The 20,345-nt window shown below is 58.4% G+C and carries 24 protein-coding genes, 1 tRNA gene and 1 pseudogene; 9 read left to right on the top strand and 17 right to left on the bottom strand.

What is annotated here, in order from left to right:
* Positions 1 to 15 precede the first annotated feature (15 nt).
* Complete coding sequence (locus V8689_RS21235) at positions 16 to 741, top strand: amidotransferase (protein ID WP_032895712.1); 726 nt, start codon at positions 16 to 18, stop codon at positions 739 to 741.
* Here the strand turns inward: V8689_RS21235 and V8689_RS21230 are convergent.
* The 3 genes from V8689_RS21230 to V8689_RS21220 all read right to left on the bottom strand — a co-directional run bounded on the left by V8689_RS21230 (position 738) and on the right by V8689_RS21220 (position 3,497).
* Entirely contained in the window at positions 738 to 1,709 is a 972-nt protein-coding gene (locus V8689_RS21230; RefSeq protein WP_003193449.1) for a magnesium and cobalt transport protein CorA, read from the bottom strand. The two genes, V8689_RS21235 and V8689_RS21230, sit on opposite strands and share 4 nt — an antisense overlap.
* 160 nt (positions 1,710 to 1,869) lie before the next feature.
* The gene (locus tag V8689_RS21225; protein ID WP_056786797.1) at positions 1,870 to 2,592 is read right to left on the bottom strand and encodes a 1-acylglycerol-3-phosphate O-acyltransferase; all 723 of its coding nucleotides are present in this window, start codon (positions 2,590 to 2,592) and stop codon (positions 1,870 to 1,872) included.
* Between the two features lie 212 nt (positions 2,593 to 2,804).
* On the bottom strand, positions 2,805 to 3,497 hold the full coding sequence (locus V8689_RS21220; RefSeq protein WP_003193445.1) for a crotonase/enoyl-CoA hydratase family protein: 693 nt from the start codon (positions 3,495 to 3,497) through the stop codon (positions 2,805 to 2,807).
* Between the two features lie 321 nt (positions 3,498 to 3,818).
* On the opposite strand from V8689_RS21220, the gene V8689_RS21215 reads away from it, so the two are divergent.
* Positions 3,819 to 3,908 (top strand) — tRNA-Ser (locus V8689_RS21215).
* A gap of 55 nt (positions 3,909 to 3,963) precedes the next feature.
* Here the strand turns inward: V8689_RS21215 and V8689_RS21210 are convergent.
* A complete protein-coding gene (locus V8689_RS21210) occupies positions 3,964 to 4,332 on the bottom strand; it encodes a winged helix-turn-helix transcriptional regulator (protein WP_056786794.1) in 369 nt (122 codons plus the stop codon).
* A gap of 97 nt (positions 4,333 to 4,429) precedes the next feature.
* Between V8689_RS21210 and V8689_RS21205 the strand changes: the two genes are divergently transcribed.
* The 4 genes from V8689_RS21205 (at position 4,430) to V8689_RS21190 (ending at position 7,713) form a co-directional block, all read left to right on the top strand.
* The gene (locus V8689_RS21205; RefSeq protein WP_056786791.1) at positions 4,430 to 5,182 is read left to right on the top strand and encodes an NADPH-dependent F420 reductase; all 753 of its coding nucleotides are present in this window, start codon (positions 4,430 to 4,432) and stop codon (positions 5,180 to 5,182) included.
* Positions 5,183 to 5,595: 413 nt separating this feature from the next.
* On the top strand, positions 5,596 to 5,895 hold the full coding sequence (locus V8689_RS21200; RefSeq protein ID WP_003193360.1) for a hypothetical protein: 300 nt from the start codon (positions 5,596 to 5,598) through the stop codon (positions 5,893 to 5,895).
* Between the two features lie 190 nt (positions 5,896 to 6,085).
* A complete protein-coding gene (locus V8689_RS21195) occupies positions 6,086 to 7,213 on the top strand; it encodes a saccharopine dehydrogenase NADP-binding domain-containing protein (protein ID WP_056786788.1) in 1,128 nt (375 codons plus the stop codon).
* A gap of 2 nt (positions 7,214 to 7,215) precedes the next feature.
* Positions 7,216 to 7,713, top strand: a complete 498-nt coding sequence (locus V8689_RS21190) for a DUF2269 family protein (protein WP_056786783.1) — start codon at positions 7,216 to 7,218, stop codon at positions 7,711 to 7,713.
* Positions 7,714 to 7,764: 51 nt separating this feature from the next.
* On the opposite strand, the gene V8689_RS21185 is transcribed toward V8689_RS21190, so the two are convergent.
* The 8 genes and pseudogenes from V8689_RS21185 to V8689_RS21150 form a co-directional block, all read right to left on the bottom strand.
* Positions 7,765 to 8,133 carry a DoxX-like family protein gene (locus tag V8689_RS21185; protein WP_056786780.1) on the bottom strand — a complete coding sequence of 123 codons (369 nt, stop codon included), beginning with the start codon at positions 8,131 to 8,133 and terminating at the stop codon, positions 7,765 to 7,767.
* On the bottom strand, positions 8,130 to 8,582 hold the full coding sequence (locus tag V8689_RS21180) for a thiol-disulfide oxidoreductase DCC family protein (protein ID WP_056786777.1): 453 nt from the start codon (positions 8,580 to 8,582) through the stop codon (positions 8,130 to 8,132). Before V8689_RS21180 ends, V8689_RS21185 begins: the two co-directional genes overlap by 4 nt.
* 132 nt (positions 8,583 to 8,714) lie before the next feature.
* Positions 8,715 to 9,347 carry a hypothetical protein gene (locus V8689_RS21175; RefSeq protein WP_056786774.1) on the bottom strand — a complete coding sequence of 211 codons (633 nt, stop codon included), beginning with the start codon at positions 9,345 to 9,347 and terminating at the stop codon, positions 8,715 to 8,717.
* A 102-nt stretch (positions 9,348 to 9,449) separates the two neighbouring features.
* On the bottom strand, positions 9,450 to 9,785 hold the full coding sequence (locus V8689_RS21170; RefSeq protein ID WP_032895768.1) for a hypothetical protein: 336 nt from the start codon (positions 9,783 to 9,785) through the stop codon (positions 9,450 to 9,452).
* Between the two features lie 185 nt (positions 9,786 to 9,970).
* Positions 9,971 to 10,549: a DUF4337 domain-containing protein gene (locus V8689_RS21165; RefSeq protein ID WP_056786771.1), complete on the bottom strand. Its 579-nt coding sequence runs from the start codon at positions 10,547 to 10,549 to the stop codon at positions 9,971 to 9,973.
* A gap of 53 nt (positions 10,550 to 10,602) precedes the next feature.
* Positions 10,603 to 10,968, bottom strand: coding sequence for a DUF2784 domain-containing protein (locus V8689_RS21160; protein ID WP_044275129.1), 366 nt, complete (start codon positions 10,966 to 10,968; stop codon positions 10,603 to 10,605).
* 50 nt (positions 10,969 to 11,018) lie between these two features.
* A complete protein-coding gene (locus V8689_RS21155; protein WP_056786768.1) occupies positions 11,019 to 11,345 on the bottom strand; it encodes a helix-turn-helix domain-containing protein in 327 nt (108 codons plus the stop codon).
* Positions 11,329 to 11,580: pseudogene (locus V8689_RS21150) on the bottom strand (type II toxin-antitoxin system RelE family toxin); the annotation flags it as partial. The gene V8689_RS21155 and the pseudogene V8689_RS21150, both read right to left, overlap by 17 nt.
* Positions 11,581 to 11,805: 225 nt before the next feature.
* On the opposite strand from V8689_RS21150, the gene V8689_RS21145 reads away from it, so the two are divergent.
* Positions 11,806 to 12,492 carry an HAD-IA family hydrolase gene (locus V8689_RS21145; RefSeq protein WP_047711581.1) on the top strand — a complete coding sequence of 229 codons (687 nt, stop codon included), beginning with the start codon at positions 11,806 to 11,808 and terminating at the stop codon, positions 12,490 to 12,492.
* 131 nt (positions 12,493 to 12,623) lie between these two features.
* On the opposite strand, the gene V8689_RS21140 is transcribed toward V8689_RS21145, so the two are convergent.
* Positions 12,624 to 13,370, bottom strand: coding sequence for a 3-oxoacyl-ACP reductase family protein (locus V8689_RS21140; RefSeq protein WP_003193340.1), 747 nt, complete (start codon positions 13,368 to 13,370; stop codon positions 12,624 to 12,626).
* A gap of 107 nt (positions 13,371 to 13,477) precedes the next feature.
* Here V8689_RS21140 and V8689_RS21135 point away from each other — a divergent pair, with 107 nt between their 5' ends.
* A complete protein-coding gene (locus V8689_RS21135; RefSeq protein WP_056786763.1) occupies positions 13,478 to 14,401 on the top strand; it encodes a LysR family transcriptional regulator in 924 nt (307 codons plus the stop codon).
* 102 nt (positions 14,402 to 14,503) lie between these two features.
* Here V8689_RS21135 and V8689_RS21130 read toward each other — a convergent pair whose 3' ends face one another.
* From V8689_RS21130 to V8689_RS21120, 3 genes are all read right to left on the bottom strand, one after another.
* On the bottom strand, positions 14,504 to 15,232 hold the full coding sequence (locus tag V8689_RS21130; protein WP_056786760.1) for an aspartate/glutamate racemase family protein: 729 nt from the start codon (positions 15,230 to 15,232) through the stop codon (positions 14,504 to 14,506).
* Between the two features lie 13 nt (positions 15,233 to 15,245).
* On the bottom strand, positions 15,246 to 16,775 hold the full coding sequence (locus V8689_RS21125; protein ID WP_003193334.1) for an NCS1 family nucleobase:cation symporter-1: 1,530 nt from the start codon (positions 16,773 to 16,775) through the stop codon (positions 15,246 to 15,248).
* A 493-nt stretch (positions 16,776 to 17,268) separates the two neighbouring features.
* Positions 17,269 to 18,003: a phosphoadenylyl-sulfate reductase gene (locus tag V8689_RS21120; protein WP_034136191.1), complete on the bottom strand. Its 735-nt coding sequence runs from the start codon at positions 18,001 to 18,003 to the stop codon at positions 17,269 to 17,271.
* A gap of 151 nt (positions 18,004 to 18,154) precedes the next feature.
* Between V8689_RS21120 and thrH the strand changes: the two genes are divergently transcribed.
* A complete protein-coding gene (gene thrH / locus V8689_RS21115; protein WP_014719505.1) occupies positions 18,155 to 18,772 on the top strand; it encodes a bifunctional phosphoserine phosphatase/homoserine phosphotransferase ThrH in 618 nt (205 codons plus the stop codon).
* A gap of 110 nt (positions 18,773 to 18,882) precedes the next feature.
* On the opposite strand, the gene pabB is transcribed toward thrH, so the two are convergent.
* Positions 18,883 to 20,226 carry an aminodeoxychorismate synthase component I gene (gene pabB / locus V8689_RS21110; protein WP_056786757.1) on the bottom strand — a complete coding sequence of 448 codons (1,344 nt, stop codon included), beginning with the start codon at positions 20,224 to 20,226 and terminating at the stop codon, positions 18,883 to 18,885.
* Between the last annotated feature and the right edge of the window lie 119 nt (positions 20,227 to 20,345).

The raw sequence follows: 20,345 nt of genomic DNA, 5'->3' as shown, positions 1-20,345 counted from the left end.
TGTCAGGTATTTTTTATGTCGCTACGCGTCTGCATCCTGGAAACCGATATTCTGCGTCCCGCTTTGATCGATGAGTACCAAGGCTATGGGCAAATGTTCAAGCGCCTGTTCGCCAAGCAACCGATTGCCGCCGAGTTTGTCGTCTACAACGTGGTGCAGGGCGAGTACCCGCCGGATGACGAAGTGTTTGACGCGTACCTGATCACCGGCAGCAAGGCCGATTCGTTCGGTACCGACCCTTGGATCCAGACCCTCAAGACCTACCTGCTCACGCGCTATGAGCGTGGCGACAAGCTGCTGGGTGTGTGCTTCGGCCACCAGTTGCTCGCGCTGCTGCTGGGCGGCAAGGCCGAGCGGGCCAGCCAGGGTTGGGGCATGGGCACCCACGACTACAAGCTGGACGCCAAGGCCCCGTGGATGAGCCCCGAGGTGCCTGAACTGAGGATGTTGATCAGCCACCAGGACCAAGTCACCACATTGCCGGACAATGCCACGGTCATCGCCTCCAGCGAATTCTGCCCGTTTGCCGCGTACCACATCGGCGACCAGGTGCTGTGCTTCCAGGGCCATCCGGAGTTTGTTCACGACTATTCCCGCGAGTTGCTGGAAATCCTTCAGACAACCCTGGGTGAAAAGGTCTACAGCAACGGCGTGGCCAGCCTGGAACGCGACCACCACGGCGTAACCGTGGCGGAATGGATGATGCGCTTCGTTGCCCATCAGCCTGAAGCCAAGGCTTAAAGCCAGCCCGAACGCTTGAAGCTGGCCCATAACCCGGTACAGCCCAAGGTAATAAACCCGAGCACCGCAAAATAGCCGTAGTGCCATTGCAGCTCGGGCATGTTCTGGAAGTTCATCCCATAAATCCCCGCCACCGCCGTGGGGAACGCCAGGATCGCCGCCCACGCGGCGAACTTGCGCTGCACCACGCTCTGGCGCGAGGCCTCCAGCAGCACACCAATCTCAATGGTCTGGCTGGCGATGTCGCGTAAGGTGGTGAGGTCTTCCATCTGCCGCGTAACGTGGATTTGCACGTCACGAAAATACGGGCGCATGTTCTTGTCGATAAACGGGAAGCTGAGCTTCTGCAACTCCTGGCTGATCTCCACCATCGGCGCCACATGTCGCTTGAGCCGTAATACATCGCGGCGCAGGCCGTGGAGGTGCTGGATATCACGCTCGTTGAGTGAACTGCACAGCACGTTACGTTCCAGCTCATCAATCTCGGCGTGGATCGCCTCGCTCACCGGCTGATAGTTTTCGGTGACAAAATCCAGCAGCGCATAGAGTACGAAATCTTCCCCATGCTCCAGCAACAACGGGCGCGCCTCACAACGCTGGCGCACAAAACCGTAGGACGCCGAGTGGCCGTTGCGTGCGGTGATGATGTAGCCGTTGCCGGCAAAAATATGGGTCTCGATAAACTCCAGCTTGCCGTTCTCGCGTACCGGTGAGTAGGTGACGATAAACAGCGCGTCGCCGAAGGTTTCCAGCTTCGGGCGGCTGTGTTTTTCCATGGCGTCTTCGATCGCCAGTTCGTGCAGGTTGAACTGGCGTTGCAGGTTGTTCAGTTCCTGAGCGCTGGGTTCTTCCAGGCCGATCCACACAAAGTGCCCAGGTTTGGCGGCCCAGGCCGCGCCTTCATCGAGGGTGATATCCGAGACTTTCTTACCGGCGCTGTAGACGGCAGCCGCAACAACTCTACCCATGGTGCTGATCACTTCTTATCAAGAGGACAGATGTTGGGCAGCTTAGCCTGAATGGCGTTCCGTTGTTGCTCACCGACACACCCGTTCCCGTCACTTGATCGTTCCCACGCTCTGCGTGGGAATGCCGCCCGTGACGCTCCGCGTCACCCCAAGCGGGCACCTACGGGCGTTGCAGTTCGCGGTCCATCTGTGCAATGCACTCCTCCATCTGCGTCTGACACGTCAGCAGCAACTGAGGGATGTCATCCACCGTCAACCCACAGGTAGGAATCGGCGGCAACGAGCGTATCAGCACACTGCCACTGTCCCAACGATTGAGCTTCATCTGCGTCACATAGTTACTGACACACACCTGCACGATAGGCACACCGGCCGCAATCGCCATATGAAACGCGCCTTTCTTGAACGGCAACAACCCTTTGCCCAGGTTGCGCGTGCCCTCCGGGAACACCCAGATCGACGTGTCCTCATGCTGCAAGGTGTGCGTGGTGGTCAGCATCGCACGCCGCGCCTTGTGAGCATTGCCACGGTCGATCAGCACATTGCCCGCCAGCCAGAACAACTGGCCGAACAGTGGTACCCATTTCAGGCTTTTCTTGGCGATGCAGACCGTGCGGTGCGGCACTACATTGCCGAGCACAAACAGATCGTAGTTGGACTGATGGTTGGCAATCACCACGCAGGTACCGGGCTTGTTGCGCAGCGAGTCGACGTCGGTCTTCACGTTCAAGCCCAAGATCCGCATGGCTGGCAACGCATAGAGGCGAGCGCAGAGACGGCTGTTGTCCGGATTGAACGGCCGGCACACACCGACCAGCACACCCAGCACGCCGGCGATCATAAAATGCAGGCCCATCAACAACATACGCAACAGAAAAAGCATCGACACGGCCCATCGGGACAAAAGGTGGCGCAGTGTACGGATGTGCACTGTATTCGGCAATTGCCCCTACAGACGTAGGAGATAGCCGATGTTTAAGCGCATGTTTCCACATGGTCCGATAACGGCTAACTAGAGCGGCTACGGACGTTTCATATCTATAGGTAAGAAAAAGCCCGACTCAAGGTCGGGCTCAGGCACGAAAGGTGTAGGACTTAGCTCAGGCTATGGCCCTGATCCTGGATGATTGCATCGTCCAGGGCTTCGAGCAGGGCGCGGCGCACTTTCAACTTGGTGTGCTTGTGCGCGTTCATATTGATCTTCTTCAACTGCCGTGCCGCTTCCAGTGCAGCCGCTTGCAGTTCTTCCGGTGCCACCACCTTGTCGAGGAAACCTGCGTGCAGGGCGCCTTGCGGATCAAACATCTCGGCATTGATCACCGAACGCTGAAACGCCGACTTACGCAGGCGATCGCGCGCCAACTCGATACCGGCGTGGTGCATGGTCATGCCAATCGCCACTTCATTCAGCCCAATGCTGAACGGGCCTTCGACGCCAATCCGATAATCGGCCGACAACAACAGGAACGCGCCCTTGGCCACCGCATGCCCAGGGCAGGCCACGATCACCGGGAATGGGTGCGCCAACATCCGCCGCGCCAGGGTCGAGCCTGAAGTCACCAGGCTGATTGCCTCTTTAGGGCCGGCGGTCATCACCTTCAAATCATAACCACCCGACAAAATCCCCGGCGTGCCCGTGATGATCACCACCGCCCGATCCTTCTCGGCCTGATCCAGCGCCGCATTAAACTCACTGACCACCGCCGGAGAAATGGCATTCACCTTGCCGTTGCTCAGGGTCAGGGTCGCGATACCGTCTTCGAAGTGGTAGGCAATCAACTCACTCATGACGCGGTTCCTTGTAGGGCTTGTTATAGAGATAGATGCGCAGACGTTACTCACCACGCCCGCGCGGGTAAAGCGCCGTGACTGACTACCCAGTCAGGCTTTTGCCTCATCCCCAAGGGTAGACACCCCGCAGCAGGGCGCAGCAAGCATTCCAGACACGTGCCGCCGCTGCCTGAGAATGGCACAATCACCACCCCTTGCCGGGCGGTGAATAGCATAACGGTCTAACCGCATGAAAATTCTGAAAAAAACCTTTGCCATCAGAAAGGCTTTCGACTACATTAGCGCGCCTCGACAGACTGAACTGGTTTGACGAGATACGGTGAAGTGTCCGAGTGGCTTAAGGAGCACGCCTGGAAAGTGTGTATACAAGAAATTGTATCGAGAGTTCGAATCTCTCCTTCACCGCCACATTAAGTAAACACAAACCCCTGGTTTTCATAGAGAAAGCCGGGGGTTTGTGGTTTCAGGCCTGGTCAAAATTGCTGCGCCTCTGTTCGGCCCATTCAATCAAAGCCTGCATCGACGGTCCCAACGCGTATCCATCCTCGGTCAACTCATACTCAACTTTCGGTGGAACCTGCGGGTAAACCGTGCGGCGAACAATTGCGTCTTTTTCGAGCTGCTTAAGTTGCTGGATAAGCATTTTCTGGTTGATACCCTCTATGAGCTTTTCAAGATCAGAAAAGCGCAGAGGGCCTTTGGCTGCGAACAGCTGGCAAAGGATGATGATCTTCCATTTTCCCTCCAGTACACGGAGGGTCTCCAGGGTTGCTTCAGCCCATTTCACTCGATTTTTTGGGTCGGCACAGTCCCATTCTCGTTCACTGTTCATAGTTTGGTTCGTTACTTACCTTTTGGTGTGTACTTACCATTATCTCACTATTCTCCTAAGGTAGGCGCCTACCCGAAACCTATACGAGCGAGAACTCATGAAAATTGGCGTGATTGGGACAGGAAACATTGGCGCAACCCTTGCCCGGAAGATGATTGCCGCAGGCCATGAAGTGCAGGTGGCTAACTCCAAAGGCATTGAGGGGGTTCGTGCTTTCGCCAACGAGATAGGGGCGGTGCCTGCAGATATTTCGGGCGTTGTTCGAAATGCCGAAGTGATATTTTTATCTATCCCTTTCCCGGCAGTGGCTGATCTGCCTGCTGACCTGTTCGCATCTGTTCCATTGGACGTCCCTGTCGTGGATACCGGCAATTACTACCCAGGCTTGAGGGATCAAAAAATTCCGGAAATAGATGAAGGCATGGCCGAAAGCGTTTGGGTTTCGAAACAGATTGGAAGGCCGGTGATTAAGGCGTTCAACAATTTGTTAGCCTATTCGCTCGCTGAACTCGGCCAGCCCGAGGGCACGCCCGCACGATTGGCGGCTGCGGTCGCTGGAGACGATCAGGTCGGTGTGCAGACAGTCATGGAGCTGGTGAGCGAATCAGGTTTTGATCCAGTCAATGCCGGTTCTCTTGAGCAGTCGTGGCGGCAACAACCTGCAACCCCTGCGTACTGCTGCGACTACACCGCCGTTGATATGCGCCGGGCCCTTGATGCGGCAGTTAAAGGTGAGGCGCCAAAAATTCGGGATCGCATGATAGAGCATTTCGCGAAGCTGGGACCCAACCCTAGTCACGCGGATATCGTTGCGATGAATCGTCAACTGAGCCCGATAGTGCGCTCGTAAAAGAAGTTGGCAAAGGCACAGGTTTATTTGATTTTCGTTTCACCACGGTCACAGCAAACAAAACCCCAGATTTCGAAAGAAACCTGGGGTTTCGTAATTTTTGGAAAAAGGCGACGGATTTTATTTACTTTATGGCCCGCACAGCGTTGTGTTTTATCGCTAACTTCGCCGACGGGAACCCTCATGTTATTTCCGGCTCAGGGTTGCTATCCAAAGTCCGGAAACAACGAAGGTGAAACCCGCGCCCAGAATCGACCAAAGCAGTCAAAAGCCAGATCGCCGAGTCGTTGTGTGTGGCGTATGTTGACGCCGTCGGCAACGGGGCGGGTGAGTTTAAAGGATAGGCGTTTTTCGGCACGGCCCGCGCGGCTACCGATAGACTGGACGCCTCAATTTTTCAGGATGCAATACTCATGTTCAAAGTTGCCCTCGCTTCCTTGCTGTTGACCTGCACCTTTTGCGCTCACGCCGGTACGACGGTCGATGTGTCGAAGATTTACGGCAAAATCCAGTTCGTGGACAGCTATCCCGACTACAAGGTGAAGGTGGTGAATCAATTCCCCGACCTCAAGGTAAAGAAGGTGGATTCCTGGCCGGATTCTGTCGGGAAATGGCAAACCGTCGATAGCTATCCTGATTACAAGATCCAGATTGTCGATTCCTATCCGGACTTCACTATTGAATATGTAGAGAGCTGGCCTGGAGTCAATTGATCGTGCTAAACCGTTGCAGGTGGTCTGAGACGGCTTGTGGGGCGGGCTGGTGATCAGCCAGGGCAGGGCCTGTAAAACCGTAGTCCTTCTTCTGACTCTCTCTTTTGATCTGGCCCAAGCTGTTAAACAAATCGGGTATCTTTAGCCGCCTCAGCCGCAGCGCATGATCGTTTGTTTAGGGAAGAATGGAATGACACTCAGGGTGTTGGTAGTCGGTGGCTACGGCAATTTCGGCAGCATCGTTTGCCGGCATCTGGTGGTGGCGCCGGGCATTGAACTGGTGATCTCGGGTCGCGATCCACATAAGCTGCAGCGCAAGGTGGATGAGCTGAAAAGCCAGTCGAACACCGCTTGCGAGGGTTGGTGCGGCGATGCCATGGGCGCCGGGTTCGCCTCCGTTTTGCGTTCGATGAACATCAAGTGGGTGATCCACACCGGCGGCCCGTTCCAGGGGCAGTCCTATGCTGTCGCCCAGAGTTGCATCGACGCTGGCGTGAACTACTGCGACTTGTCCGACTGCCGCACCTTCGTCAACGGCGTGAGCGTGCTGGATGCACAAGCACGGCAGGCAGGCGTGGCGATCCTTAGCGGGTGCAGCTCCGTGCCGACGCTGTCGTGCGCCATCATCGATCAGTATCGCTATCGCTTCACCCGTATCGACTCGATCGAGCACGGTATTTCCTCCTCGGCCAAGATGCCGGGCCTGTCCACCGTAGAAGGTGTGCTGGCTTACGCGGGCAAACCAATCAGGCAGCTCAGGCATGGCCAGGTGCATGAAGTGCTGGGCTGGCAGGACCTGACGCTGCGCAAAATGCCTGGGCTTGGCACGCGGGTGTTGGCGAATGTGGATGTGCCCGACATGGACATATTTGCTGGCCGCTATGGTGCCCACACCCTGAGCTTCAAGGCTGGTGCGGGGCTCAAGCTTGGCGGTGTCGCCAACTATCTGCTGGCCCAGGCGCTGCGGTGGGGCGTCGTGCGTGACCATCTTGCCTGGGCTGCGCGGCTGCATCGGCTGGGTACTTGGTTCGAGCGCTTTGGCGATGGCAAAAGCGCGATGTACATCGACGTGAACGGCCTCGGTGCAGAAGGGCAACCGCTGTCCCTGGCGGTGCAACTGACGGCGCTGAATGACAAAGGCCCGCAAATCCCCAGCTGTGCCGCCGTTGCTCTGGCCCTCAAAGTCGCCCAAGGCTATGTGCCTGAACCCGGTGCGCGGCCGTGCGTTGGCGAAATCACCGTCGACGAATACATGGCCGCCATCAACGACCCGGCGAACCTTAGCCTGGCCGTGCATTTCTCTGACGGGCAGGGCTGACCATGCTCTATCTGAGCCTGAAATACATCCACATCATCGCGGCGATTTTCCTGTTTGGCTTCGGCATGGGCTCGTATCTGTATCTGATCGCCGCGAGCCGTACGGCCAACCCGCAAGTGATTGCCCATGTGGCGCGGATGGTGGTGCAGTTCGATACCTGGATCACTACGCCGGCGGGCGTCGTTCAGATCATTACCGGCTTTGTGTTGATCAAGCTTGCCGGACTTGGGTTGACCACCGAATGGGTGCTGACTTCGCTGATCATCTTCCTGTGTGTGGGGGCTCTTTGGCTCCCGGTGCTGGTGCTGCAGAAGCGTTTGCAGCAGATGGCGCTCAGTGCGGCTGAGACGGGCAGGGCGCTTGGTGATGGATACCACGGCGTCTATAGGCAATGGTTCTGGATGGGTGTTTTGGGTTTCTCTGGGATGTTTGTGATCGTGCTGATCATGGTGACGAAGATGACGCCATGGCAGTTGATTGGGCTGTTGCTGTATGGCTGACATCAGCGCTGGCCGTTGCACTTGAGGCACTCGGGCTGAAATAAATGCCGTTCAGGGCTTGGTATTCAAAGCCACCGCACACAACGCCAACCCCGCCACATTCAGCGACACAGGATTAAACGCTTCCCTGAGTATCGACGGACTGAACACCGCCACATCCACCAGCAGCCCCGCCAGCGCAGTCGCAGCCACTACAAGCGGCCAGACACTGCGTGGCGAAAGCAGTATCCATATCGCCAGGGCAATTTCCCCAACCCCCGCCAGCGTGGCGAACAACTGCACCTGCTCGATCCCGTGCGCCTGGATCATTGCCCGCTCACCCTGGCTTAGCCACAGCAGCTTCGGCACCAGCCCATGGTAGGCAAACATGAAAGCCAGGCCGCCCCGGGCGATCCAGTTGATGCGTAACAGGGGATTCATGGCTGATCCTTTAAAAAGCGCTGTTCATGATCCGCGTTCGGCAACAGACAGGTATCGTATTTCCCGAACAGCCGATAGCGATTGCGCGCGATGCGGTCGTAAGCCCAATCCCGAAGAAAGCGCGGGATGCCGCGCAGGAGCAGCATTGGGTGCCAGCGGGCAGGCAGTTGCACAATGATTTGCAACACCGCCTCCGAACGCTCCCAACAGTGCCGATCGCGGATCACTGCGAGGGTGTCGAACTGCTCCAGCGGCAACCCCGCCCACGCCAGCAGCGCCTGGCCCTCGGGTGACTGCACGGCGGCTAATCGCAAGCGTCGTTGGTGGTCGTGGCGGATCAGAAACCTTGCCCAACCGTTACACAGCTTGCACACCCCGTCGAACAACACCACGGTTTCACCAGGCTTGAGGAATGGCGCGGGGGTAGGGCGGGTGTCGGAGGCAGGCATGTGTGTAGGTCCAGTCTGGCCGGGTTAGCCTGGATCATACCTGCCTTCGTCTGCACTGTAGTGTTTGGGGTTAGCTACCCCAATGAGCTTCAAGGGGCGCGCCGATGATTCGAAGGCAGATCTGTCACCGCTTCAAGGCGATTCTTCGGTATTCAGAAACGGTCCGACTGAGCCAAATGGGTAACTGTTCATGCCAATACGCAAAGGCGCTATCGGGCTAGCTGCAGCGCCGATCAGCAGGACGTTGTCGATAACAATGGTCTCTCCCGGTGCCCGATTATCTGCGGCGACGATGAGGTAATAAGTACCGCTGTTTTTCACTGTACCGGTCAAGGCTTGGTTGATGACTCCGACTATGCCGGTCGCCTTGCCAAAGCCTTCGCCTTGCACATTACCCTGGGCATCCATGAGGATTAAATACGGGTTCAAAGCGTATTTGCTGAATCCTAAACAGGCGTTGACGCACCAAGAGTTAACGTTGATATGGAAGACTTTGTCTTTAACCAGGGTAGTGCTGAACACTCGATAATTAGAGGGCGTTCCATTGATCAGGATACGAGGTTCTGCGGCGGTAATTTTCCATTGAGGTGGTCGCCAACCGGGGTCGACAGGCATGGGTACTGCCTGCGAAATATGCAGGGCTTCCACCGGTGTAAGAGCCAAAGGCGTCTGGCTGTTTTTGACTTGGTCTACAAACAGCGTTGCTGGATTGCTTGAGCACGCAGTTATAAAAAAACAAAAGAGTGGTACAAACAGAATTCGCATGACTGCATCCTGTGATCGTCTGCTCTCGAAGTGGTACGCCAGCCTAAAACTGTCGTTAAAAAAGCCGCTGTCTCGTACTGAGATTAAGCGGCTTTTTCATACTTACTGCGCGGTTTTCAGCTTGATCACATCACCGGAGATCTTGGTGGTGTAGCCGTTCAATACCCAAGCCCAGAACCACTTTTCCTGCACTTGGGTGTTGATCAGCGCGTCGCCGCCCTTGGCCTTGATGGCTGCATCCTGGGCGCGTACAAAGCGGTTGTTCTGGCCGATGGGGATGACGCCCAGCAGCATGATGCCGGTGGCGCTGGCTTCGCTGTGGCCCAGCACGGTGTATTGGCTGGCGTCGTATTGCTGGGTTTTCATGGCGGTGCCGGTGCAACCTGCCAGGGTGAAACCAAGTACGGCTGCTGCTACGACTTTACTGAGGTATTTCACTTATAACTCCATAGATTCAAGCTCGAGATTCAATTCTCGGGGGCGACACTTTAAGCGCTCAGCTGGCAGATTGAAATCGATCAGCGAGGCTGGGATGCAGATGGCTCAGTCTGGCGGGTACTGCGCGGTGATCCCATCGCAGCCTGGCTGGGGCTCGACAGCTCCCACATTTAATCTTGGGCGTGTCAGAGATGCAGCCACGCCAAGCCACCCAATATCACGGCCACGCCGCCAGCGGTGTACGACATCCGTTTGAGCCATTCCTTACGTGTGAGCAGGGTAATCGCCGCCAGTGAAATCGCGATCTGAATCGCCGTCATCGCCTGGGCCCAGCGATGGTGCTGGTGCAGCGCTGCTTCGGATTTGTGATCCCAGTCCCGTGAAGTGGCCTCGAGCGTTTCGGCCTGTTTACGCACCTCTTCCTTTTGGTGCTTGTAGCGCTCGATCTCATCCTGGTAATGCGCCGCATCCACGCCGGGAATGTGGGTGGCCAGTTCCGCCAGGTTCTGGCGGCTGGATTTGGCCTGGTAGTAATTCCACTGGTTGGCGGCTTCGGTCTTGATGATGGCGGCGTTGTTCTTGTCCATTGCAGCTTCACTTTCGCTGGAGCCGGCCTGATAGCTGAGCATGGCGCCGACGGTCGCCATGATGGCGGTCATCACGGCGATGCGGCTGGCAAAGCTGTCGCCGCGGCCGTGAGCATGCTCGGTGGTGTGTTCAAGGTGTTTTTCGTGGGGGCTGGGGACTTCGAAGGCTTCGGACATGGGGCGACCGCGAACGGATTGAGGTGCGCTGATTCTTCACCAGCGCAGCTGTCTCAAGCCTGTACGTAACGCCGGATAACCCGCCCATACACCGCGAGGTTGATCACCACTACCACGGCTCCCAGCAGCAGTTGGATATTGGCAGTCAGCCCGGCGGGGTAGATCAGCGTGAGGATGTAGTGCTCGATAAACCCACCGCCATAACCGTCCTGCCCGGCCAGGTGGCGAAACAGGTTTTCCCAACGGGTGAGCGGGCAGGGCAGGTGCAGCACCTCCACCGCGATGCCCCAGGCGACCGCGGGTAAGTGCAGCCACATCACTCGCGGCCACTTCAGGGTGAGCAGGCCACCGAACAGCACGAACAGGATAAAGGCCAGGTGGAACAGCACGAGGCCGTCGGCGGCTAGGCGGTAGAGCATGTTTGAGCTCGATGTGAGTAAAGGAATACGTGAATTTTTGCAGGATGACGTTATAGCTCCAGCTGACTGGCATTGATACCGAACGCCTTGGCTATCTTTTCCCGCGTGGTGCGGCGGGGTTTGCTGACCGCTTCCTGCTGGGCAAATGCCGATTGTGAAATACCCAGGCGTTGGGCGACTTCTTCCTGGGTCAAGCTCAGGTGCTCGCGCCACGCGCGGATAGGTGTCGCGCCATCCACCAGGCGGCTGACTACCGCATGGGGGATCAGGTTTGGATCGTTTTGCTGCGCCACATAATGTTCATAGGGAATCACTACATAGGCTGGCTTGCCCTCCGTAGTGTGGATGATCTGTACGGCAGTAGGTTCGCTCGTCACGTTTTTTAACCTCTTGGATGCTGACGACCTGGATGCTGCCGTCCCAGTCGAAAAGGACCCGGTAATGACCTACCCGCAAGCGATAGCTGTGAGGATGGTTAACCAGCACCTTGACGTTGATTGCATCGGGCATGTGTTCAAGAGCGGACACGGCATCGCGTACCTGTTGCTGATGATACGAATGCAACCGAAGCAATTGTTTGACGGCTTTTCGCGTCCAGTGGATTGAGTTCATGGAGGTTAATAAGTCTTTTATAAGGTTTGCAATCGGTATTTTCAGATCCGTGTCGACGGGTCATGACGTTGTCCTCTCAAACCCTAGACGGCCGCAGTCAGCGCCGATGCGTAAAACTGTTGCGTGGTGTGACTCGACGGTCGCGGGTCACGAAGGTTGCTTGCAGGCAACGAGGGCCGTTATTGTGCTGAATCCTTTTAGTCCTCGCCCCAAGGTTGTGTTGTGATGAATGCACCGCGTACCGCTGTCCCGATCAAGGCCGTGATTTTCGATATGGACGGGTTGTTGCTGGATACCGAAGGCATCTACACCGAAGTCACGCAGATCATTGCCGAACGCTATGGCCGTACCTACGACTGGAGCATCAAGCAGCACATCATCGGGCGGGGTGCCCAGGATTTGGCCGATTATGTGGTCAAGGCGTTGGACCTGCCGATCACGCCCGCCGAGTTTCTGGAAATTCGCGAACCGCTGATGAGCGAGCGCTTTCCCAAGGCCCTGGGCATGCCCGGCGCCGAGGCGTTGGTGCGGCACTTGAAGGCGCACAATATTCCAATTGCCGTGGGCACCAGTTCATCGCGTAACTCGTTTGGCCACAAGACCACCCTGCACCGTGAATGGTTTGGCCTGTTCGACACCATCGTCACCGCTGACGACCCGGAAGTAGGCGCTGCCAAGCCCGCGCCGGATATCTTCCTCACCGCCGCGCGCCGGTTGGGCGTAGCACCTGAGGATTGCCTGGTGTTCGAAGATTCGCCGTTCGGTGTGACGGCGGCGAAGGCTGCCAACATGACCGCTATTGCGGTGCCCGATGAGGCGATGGCTGACAGCAAGTACCAGCATGCTGACCTGATTATTCGCAAGCTCGCCGACTTTGACCTGGCCGCCTACGGCTTGCCTCCCATGGCCTGAACTCGCGCAGTCAAAAATGTGGGAGCGGGCTTGCTCGCGAATGCAGGGTGTCAGTCAGTCGATTTATCAACTGACCCACCGCCTTCGCGAGCAAGCCCGCTCCCACATTTGGGTTGCGGTTCTGCAAAGAATCAGGCGCTGAACCCACCATCGATGGTTAGGCTGGCGCCCGTGATATAGCCCGCTTCCGGCCCAGCCAGATACGCCACAAAACTGGCTATCTCCTCCACATGCCCATAGCGACCTACCGCCATCAACCCGATCAGGCTTTCGGCAAAATCGCTGTTCGCCGGGTTCATGTCGGTGTCTACCGGGCCAGGCTGCACGTTGTTGATGGTGATGCCCCGTGGCCCCAGGTCCCGTGCCAACCCCTTGGTCAACCCCACCAGCGCCGCTTTGCTCATGGCGTAGGGCCCGCCACCGCCGAAGGGCATGCGTTCGGCGTTGGTGCTGCCGATATTGATCACCCGGCCACCTTCGCCCATATGCTTGGCGGCTTCCTGGGTGGCGATAAATACGCTGCGTACGTTGATCGCCAAGGTCTGGTCAAAGTCTTCCAGCTTGAATTCGTCCAGCGGCGCGATGGCCAGCACGCCAGCGTTATTCACCAGGATATCCAGGCGTCCAAACGCCTCGACTGTAGCGTTGACCGCCGCGCGAATCGCAGTGGCATCGGCGCTGTCGGCCTGTATCGCCAGGGCTTTGCCGCCTTCGCTGATCACCTCGTTCTGCAACGCTTGGGCCTTGGCGGCCGAACTGACGTAGGTAAAGGCAACCGCTGCGCCCTGGGCGGCGAGGCGCTTGACGATGGCGGCGCCGATGCCGCGGGAACCGCCTTGAATCAAGGCGACTTTGCCGGTGAGGTTGTGTGTGGTCATGTCGATCTCCGAGGTAGTTGATGGAGCGAGTATCGACCTCACCCGCGCAGCTCGGTAGCCCGTGGTTGCTATAGTCTGTGTAAACCAAAAGTTTAGAGTGGGGCGATATGGAAAGCTTTGGCAGTATCGAATGCTTTGTGCGCAGCGCCGAAGGTGGCAGCTTTGCCGAGGCTGCACGCCACCTGAGCCTCACGCCTGCTGCAGTGGGTAAAAGTGTCGCCAAGTTGGAGGCGCGCCTCGGTGTGCGGCTGTTTCAGCGCAGCACCCGGCGCTTGGCGCTGACCGAAGCCGGCAAGGTGTTCCTGGAGGAAGTCAGTGGCAGCCTCACCACCATCCAGAATGCAGTTGCCAACCTGGCCAGTGCCGAAGGGCGGCCGGTGGGTACGCTCAAGGTCAGCATGGGGCCGGTGTTCGGCAACCGCTACGTGGTGCCGTTGCTGGGGGAATTTATGCGGCGCTTTCCGGATATCAGCCCGGACTGGCACTTCGATAACCGCCAGGTCGACCTGATCGGCCAAGGCTTCGACGCGGCCATCGGCGGCGGGTTCGAGTTGCCCCAAGGTGTGGTGGCGCGCAAGTTGACGCCGGCGCACCGGGTGCTGGTGGCGTCGCCGGATTACCTGGCGCGACGCCTTCCGGTACTGGTGCCCGAGGACCTGTCGCACTGCCTCGGCATCTTGATCCGCTCGCCGCAGACTGGCCGGGTGCGTTCGTGGCAACTGACCAATCGTGAGCGTGAGCACAGCCCTTTAGTACTGAAACCGGCGATGACCATGAGCGACTCCGAAGCCGCGTGCTGCGCTAGTGCCCAGGGCCTTGGTATCGCGCTGGTGAGCATGCCAATGGCCGTGCCGTTTTTGGACAGCGGAGCGTTGGTGCGAGTGTTACCCGATTGGTATGTGGACGACGGCAATATTTCCATCTACTACGCCGAGCATAAATTGCTGCCGGGCAAGACGCGGGCGTTTGTGGATTTCGTTATTGAGCAGTTTGCCGAGCAGAAACTGGCTCAACGGTTCAGTGCTATCTGAGCACGGCTTTACATCGAGTCGTGGCCATCGCGGGCAAGCCCGGCTCCCACATTGGGTCGCGGTCACTGTGGCCGGGCTTGCCCGCGATGCAGGCGCATCGGTCTACCGCCCGAACTTGCCCGGCCAACCGATGACCTTCTTCGGCCGCGGCGTGGCATATGTCCTGACCTTCGACGTCGACAACCCCAACCGCACCAACGACTCGGCCACCATCACCGCCGCCGTCACCCCGTCCACCACCGGCACCCCGGTGCGCTGGCGGATCTGCTCATCCAGCCCAGCCATGCCGCCGCAGCCCAGGCAGATCACCTCGGCCTTGTCATCGCGGATGGCCAGTTCCGCCTGGCGCACGATGGCTTCCATGGCGCCTAGCGGGTCTTCTTCCAGCTCCAGCACCGCCATGCCGCTGGCGCGCACCGAAGCGCAGCGCTGGTAGAGGCCGGCGAGTTTCAGCCGGTCTTCAATCAGCGGCACAGTGCGGTCCAGGGTGGTCACCACCGAGTAGGCGTGCCCCAGGAACATTGCGGTACTGGCCGCCGCTTCGGTGATATCCACCACCGGCACATTGAGCAGTTCCTGCAGGCCTTCACGGCCATGCTCGCCATAGCCGGCCTGGATCACCGCATCAAAGGGCTGGTCGTAGGCCATCACCCGGTCCATCACGGCGATGGCCGCCAGGTAGCTTTCAAAATTGCCTTCCACCGATTCGGCGCCGAAGTACGGGGTGAGCCCGACAATCTCAGTGCCCGGTGCAGCCACCGCCCGTGCTTGCTGGGCGATGGTCTCGGTGATGGATTCGGTGGTGTTGACGTTGACCACGAGGATACGCATGGAAAGTCCTTGTTTAGTGACTGACGTTATCGACGGCAATGCTTTCGCCGCTGACATCGGCGTAGTGCGGTTGACGCTTGGCAATCAGCAGGTACAGCAACCCGGCAATGCCTGCGCCAAACAACCAGGAGAACGGCGAGACGCTGGCAAACCCCGGCAACAGCGCTAGCAGGATGGCGATCACCGCCGCCGGAATGAACGCCGCCACCGCACGCATATTCACCCCACGGCTGTAGTAATAAATGCCTTGGGGGTCTTCGCTGTATAGCTGCGGCACATCCACCTGGCTTTTACGGATCAGCCAGTAATCGACCATGATCACCCCGTACAGAGGCCCCAGCAGCGCGCCCAGGCCAGAAAGGAAATACACAATCACCAACGGGCTGTTATAGAGGTTCCACGGCAGGATCAGCACGGCAACGAAGGCGCTGATCAGCCCGGCGCGCCGGAAGTTCAGGTACTTGGGCGCCAGGTTGCTCAGCACAAAGGCCGGGGCGACGAAGTTGGCCATGATGTTCACCGCCACGGTGACAATCAGGAAAGCCAGGCAGCCGAGCACCAGAAAGAAGGTGTTGGGGATCGCCGCGATGATTTCGGTGGGGCTTTCGATCACCCGGCCATTGAGCTGGAACTGCCCGCCGCACAGCAGCACGGTAATTGCGGCGAACACCAGGATATTCACCGGCAGGCCCCAGAAGTTGCCGACCTGGATGGTCTTGCGGCACGGCGAAGAGCGGGCGAAGTCGCAAAAGTTGAGGATCAGCGTGCCGTAGATGGCCAGCCACAGCGCGCCGCCGGCAAAGATATTGCGCCACATCTCACCGCCACTCAGGGGCTCGCGGATCGACCAGGCAATCTGCCCGTTCGCCTGGAAGTACATCCAGCCGGCCAGTGCGGCCACGGTCAGCAGAATCACCGGCCCGGCGAAGCCTTCATAGCGACGTACCATTTCCATGCCGTAGGCGAGGATCACCAACTGCACCAGCCAGATCGCCACAAAACACGCCCAACCCAGGGTCGACAGACCGAGAATCGAGTCGTGGTCATAATCGGCAAACCCTGGATGAATGGCCGTCAGCAGCACACGGAAAACTACCGAGGCCAGGTAGGTCTGGATACCAAACCAGGCAATCGCAATCACCGCCCGAATCAACGCCGGAATTTGCGCCCCGTGAATACCGAAACTGATGCGGCTGATAACCGGAAACGGCACACCGGTCTTCTGCCCCATGTAGCCCGACAAGTTCATGAAGAAGTACACCAGCGCCGCGCCGATCCCCAGGGACAGCAATATTTGCCAGCCGCCCAGGCCCAATGCATAGAGGCCGATGGCGAATGAATAGTTGGCGATGTTGTGCACGTCATTGGTCCACAACGCAAAGATGCTATAGCGCCCCCAACGTCGGCCTTCGACCTTGGTGGGCGCCAGGTCCTTGTTGTGCAGGCGCGGGCTGAGTACCAGCGGGCCGGGGCCGGCAGCTGCAGGGTTTAATGGGGAGGAGGGCAAATCCAGTGCGAGGGTGTTCGAGAGGCTTGTACGCATTCCGGCAGGCTCCAGCGCATCTGCAGCAAAGCGGCGGATGGCAAAGTGTATGTAGGTTTTGTATTGATTGTATACAAAGCGTACTTATGCCTAAGCCATATGCGTGCCAATTTTCGATATATGAAAATCTTGGCTAATTTCGTTTTTATATATTTTGAGAATAACTTACTGAATTACAAACGTTATAAATTGACCGTTTGAACAGGTATTTATTTTTTCGTTAATTACAGAGCTATTTATAGGCAGCGCCATCGGCGCAGAGAGATGTTACGTTTTGGTGCGTTGTACATTAAGTTGCACACAAAAATGGCACCTATGGTTACAAGGTTGTGTACAAGATTTGCCCGACCAAAAAGGAAGTCTTGCTTTCTGTAGGAGCGAGCTTGCTCGCGAAAAACTTAACGGCCCCGCGTTTATTCAGGAAGCCCGCGTTATCGTTGTCGTTTTTCGCGAGCAAGCTCGCTCCTACAGGTTTTTTGACCGCGTCAGAGGCTCAAGCCTTGCTGATGATATTCCCCGCATGCAGCCCGCATTCCTTCTGCGTGGCTTCTTCCCACCACCAGCGGCCTTCACGTTCATGCTGGCGTGGCAATACCGGCCGGGTGCACGGCTCGCAGCCGATGCTGATAAACCCGCGCTCATGCAGGCTGTTGTACGGCAGTTCCAGCATGCGGATATAACCCCAGACTTCTTCGCTGGTCATCTGCGCCAGCGGGTTGAACTTGTACAGGGTGCGTTCCGGCGTGGAGAACGCCGTGTCGATTTCCAGCGCCGCCACCTGGCTGCGAGTGCCGGGGCTCTGGTCGCGGCGCTGGCCGGTGGCCCAGGCGCGTACACCTGCAAGTTTGCGGCGCAGCGGTTCGATCTTGCGGATGCCGCAGCATTCGCCATGGCCGTCCTTATAGAAGCTGAACAGGCCTTTCTCTTTGACGAAGGGCTCCAGCTTGCTCGGGTCCGGCGAGATCAGTTCTATGTCGATCTTGTAGAACTCACGCACCTGCTCGATAAACCGGTAGGTCTCCGGGTGCAGGCGGCCAGTGTCGAGGCTGAACACCTTGACGTTCTTGTTCAGCTTCCAGGCCATGTCCACCAGCACCACATCCTCGGCACCGCTGAAGGAAATCCACAGGTCATCGCCGAACTGGCTGAACGCCAGCTTGAGTATGTCCTGGGCAGACTTGTTGGCATAAGTCGTGGCGAGTTCAACGACGTCGAAGGCTTGGTTCATCAGGACGGTTCCTACAGGTCAGTGGCGCTGAGCGCTCTCTAGGAGGGCGATGGTATCAAAATCTGTCCCGCGTTGCGGCGGCGGGCTTGAGTCGCTAGAGTTCGGCAGTCCTTTTGCTCGCTCAACTAACAACATCTAATAGGAGTGTCGTGTGGAAATTGCCTGCCTTGACCTGGAAGGGGTGCTGGTTCCGGAAATCTGGATCGCCTTTGCCGAGAAAACCGGCATTGAGTCTCTGCGGGCCACCACCCGTGACATTCCCGACTACGACGTGCTGATGCAACAGCGCCTGCGCATCCTCGACGAGCATGGGCTCAAGCTGGCCGATATCCAGGCCGTGATCGCCACGCTCAAGCCGCTGGACGGCGCCATCGAGTTCGTCAACTGGCTGCGCGAGCGTTTCCAGGTGGTGATCCTGTCCGACACCTTCTACGAATTCTCCCAACCGCTGATGCGTCAGCTGGGTTTCCCGACCTTGCTTTGCCACCGCTTGATCACCGATGAGAACGACCGGGTGGTGAGCTACCAGCTGCGCCAGAAAGACCCCAAGCGCCAATCGGTGCTGGCATTCAAAACCCTCTACTACCGCGTGATCGCTGCCGGTGATTCCTACAACGACACCAGTATGCTGGGTGAAGCTGACCGTGGGATTCTGTTCCATGCGCCGGACAATGTGATTCGCGAATTCCCGCAGTTCCCGGCGGTGCATACGTTTGAAGACTTGAAGAAAGAGTTTATCAAGGCGTCGAATCGGCAGTTGAGCCTGTAAGTTATGCAGCGCGGCTGATTGCCCCATCGCAGGCAAGCCAGCTCCCACCTTTGATCGCGGCGCGGTCGAAGGTGGGAGGGGGCTTGCCCCCGATAGGGCCGGTGCAGGCCCTACAAACCTTCCAACGTCTGCAACAATACCCGCACCTTCGTCAGCGACTCTTGATGCTCCGCCTGCCACTCTGAATCCGCCACAATCCCACCGCCACCCCAGCAACACACCTGCCCGTCCTTGACCAGCAAGCTGCGAATCGCGATGGAGCTGTCCATCTCGCCGCGCACGTCCAGGTACATCAGCGAGCCGCAATAGAGCCCGCGACGGGTGGGTTCAAGCTCGTCGATGATCTGCATGGCGCGAATCTTCGGTGCGCCGGTGATGGAGCCGCCAGGGAAGCTGCCGGCGATCAGGTCGAGGGCGTCTTTGTCGTCGGCCAACACGCCAGTGACGCTGCTCACCAGGTGGTGCACGTTGGGGTAGCTTTCGAGGCTGAACAGTTCTGGCACGCTCACCGAGCCGATGCGGCAACTGCGGCCCAGATCGTTGCGCAGTAGGTCGACGATCATCAGGTTTTCGGCGCGGTCCTTGGGGCTGGCCAGCAGTTCGGCGGCGTTGGCGGCATCCTCTTCTGGCGTCAGGCCGCGAGGGCGGGTGCCCTTGATGGGGCGGGTTTCGACCTGGCCTTCGCTGATGCGCACAAAGCGTTCCGGCGACAGGCTCAGCACGGCGCCGTCATCCGGCAGGCTCTGGAACCCGGAAAACGGTGTCGGGCAGGCCTCGCGCAAGGCGCAGTAGGCCGCCCACGAGTCGCCGCTACAGGGCGCGCGAAAGCGTTGGGTAAAGTTGACCTGGTAGCAGTCGCCGGCCTGGATGTAGTCCTGAATACGCAGGATGGCCTGTTGGTACGCCTCCAGGCTGAGGTCCGGCGCCATGGGGCCCTGGAGCTTGAAAGGAGTAGGGGCGTCGCCCGTTGCATGACTGAACAGGGCGATCAGACGTTGCCGCTCGCTATCGGCCAGCACCGGGTGAAACACCAGCTGGCTGGTGCGTGCCTGGTGATCACTGACCAGCGCCCAGGCATACAGCCCCAGGCGCGCATCCGGCAGGTGCAGGTCGTCCACGGCCAGGCGTGCAACCCGTTCCAGGTGCCGGCCGAAGTCATAGCTCAAGTAACCGATCAAACCGCCGGCAAAGGGCAATTCAACGTCAGCAGGCAGGGCCGCCTCGCCCAGCTGCGCCAGGTTCTCGCGCAAGCGTTGCAGGAAATCGCTGCCGCTTTCATCCGGCCCAACCGTCAAGGTCGCTTCGGGCCAGGCGCTGAGCAGGTCATAACGCCCCCGTTCGGCAGCCGGGCGGCCGCTGTCGAGCAGCACCGCGCCAGGCGCATGGCGAATAGCCGCAAAGTACTCGGCGGGGTTGGCCCGGTAGGGTAAGGGGTAAACGGAACAGGTCGACATGCGAGGGTGAATCAGCCAGTGGCGTGGGGGAGGGGATTGTAGTCCTCTGTAGGACTTGCTCCTAGGGGGGATGTCGGTGATAGCTCGATAGAGGGCATAGCCTGGAGGATGAAGGGCTT

It is taken from the genome of Pseudomonas sp. AK181 (assembly GCF_051122975.1).
Classification (GTDB): domain Bacteria; phylum Pseudomonadota; class Gammaproteobacteria; order Pseudomonadales; family Pseudomonadaceae; genus Aquipseudomonas; species Aquipseudomonas lactis.
The sequence above is the reverse complement of the archived record's forward strand: the minus strand, read 5'-3'. Positions and strand labels throughout refer to the sequence as shown.

Coding starts and splice junctions, on each gene's coding strand:
- V8689_RS21235 (WP_032895712.1), top strand. CDS start 16: ATGTCGCTACGCGTCTGCATCCTGGAAACCGATATTCTGCGTCCCGCT.
- V8689_RS21230 (WP_003193449.1), bottom strand. CDS start 1,709: ATGGGTAGAGTTGTTGCGGCTGCCGTCTACAGCGCCGGTAAGAAAGTC.
- V8689_RS21225 (WP_056786797.1), bottom strand. CDS start 2,592: ATGCTTTTTCTGTTGCGTATGTTGTTGATGGGCCTGCATTTTATGATC.
- V8689_RS21220 (WP_003193445.1), bottom strand. CDS start 3,497: ATGAGTGAGTTGATTGCCTACCACTTCGAAGACGGTATCGCGACCCTG.
- V8689_RS21210 (WP_056786794.1), bottom strand. CDS start 4,332: ATGAACAGTGAACGAGAATGGGACTGTGCCGACCCAAAAAATCGAGTG.
- V8689_RS21205 (WP_056786791.1), top strand. CDS start 4,430: ATGAAAATTGGCGTGATTGGGACAGGAAACATTGGCGCAACCCTTGCC.
- V8689_RS21200 (WP_003193360.1), top strand. CDS start 5,596: ATGTTCAAAGTTGCCCTCGCTTCCTTGCTGTTGACCTGCACCTTTTGC.
- V8689_RS21195 (WP_056786788.1), top strand. CDS start 6,086: ATGACACTCAGGGTGTTGGTAGTCGGTGGCTACGGCAATTTCGGCAGC.
- V8689_RS21190 (WP_056786783.1), top strand. CDS start 7,216: ATGCTCTATCTGAGCCTGAAATACATCCACATCATCGCGGCGATTTTC.
- V8689_RS21185 (WP_056786780.1), bottom strand. CDS start 8,133: ATGAATCCCCTGTTACGCATCAACTGGATCGCCCGGGGCGGCCTGGCT.
- V8689_RS21180 (WP_056786777.1), bottom strand. CDS start 8,582: ATGCCTGCCTCCGACACCCGCCCTACCCCCGCGCCATTCCTCAAGCCT.
- V8689_RS21175 (WP_056786774.1), bottom strand. CDS start 9,347: ATGCGAATTCTGTTTGTACCACTCTTTTGTTTTTTTATAACTGCGTGC.
- V8689_RS21165 (WP_056786771.1), bottom strand. CDS start 10,549: ATGTCCGAAGCCTTCGAAGTCCCCAGCCCCCACGAAAAACACCTTGAA.
- V8689_RS21160 (WP_044275129.1), bottom strand. CDS start 10,968: ATGCTCTACCGCCTAGCCGCCGACGGCCTCGTGCTGTTCCACCTGGCC.
- V8689_RS21145 (WP_047711581.1), top strand. CDS start 11,806: ATGAATGCACCGCGTACCGCTGTCCCGATCAAGGCCGTGATTTTCGAT.
- V8689_RS21140 (WP_003193340.1), bottom strand. CDS start 13,370: ATGACCACACACAACCTCACCGGCAAAGTCGCCTTGATTCAAGGCGGT.
- V8689_RS21135 (WP_056786763.1), top strand. CDS start 13,478: ATGGAAAGCTTTGGCAGTATCGAATGCTTTGTGCGCAGCGCCGAAGGT.
- V8689_RS21130 (WP_056786760.1), bottom strand. CDS start 15,232: ATGCGTATCCTCGTGGTCAACGTCAACACCACCGAATCCATCACCGAG.
- V8689_RS21125 (WP_003193334.1), bottom strand. CDS start 16,775: ATGCGTACAAGCCTCTCGAACACCCTCGCACTGGATTTGCCCTCCTCC.
- V8689_RS21120 (WP_034136191.1), bottom strand. CDS start 18,003: ATGAACCAAGCCTTCGACGTCGTTGAACTCGCCACGACTTATGCCAAC.
- pabB (WP_056786757.1), bottom strand. CDS start 20,226: ATGTCGACCTGTTCCGTTTACCCCTTACCCTACCGGGCCAACCCCGCC.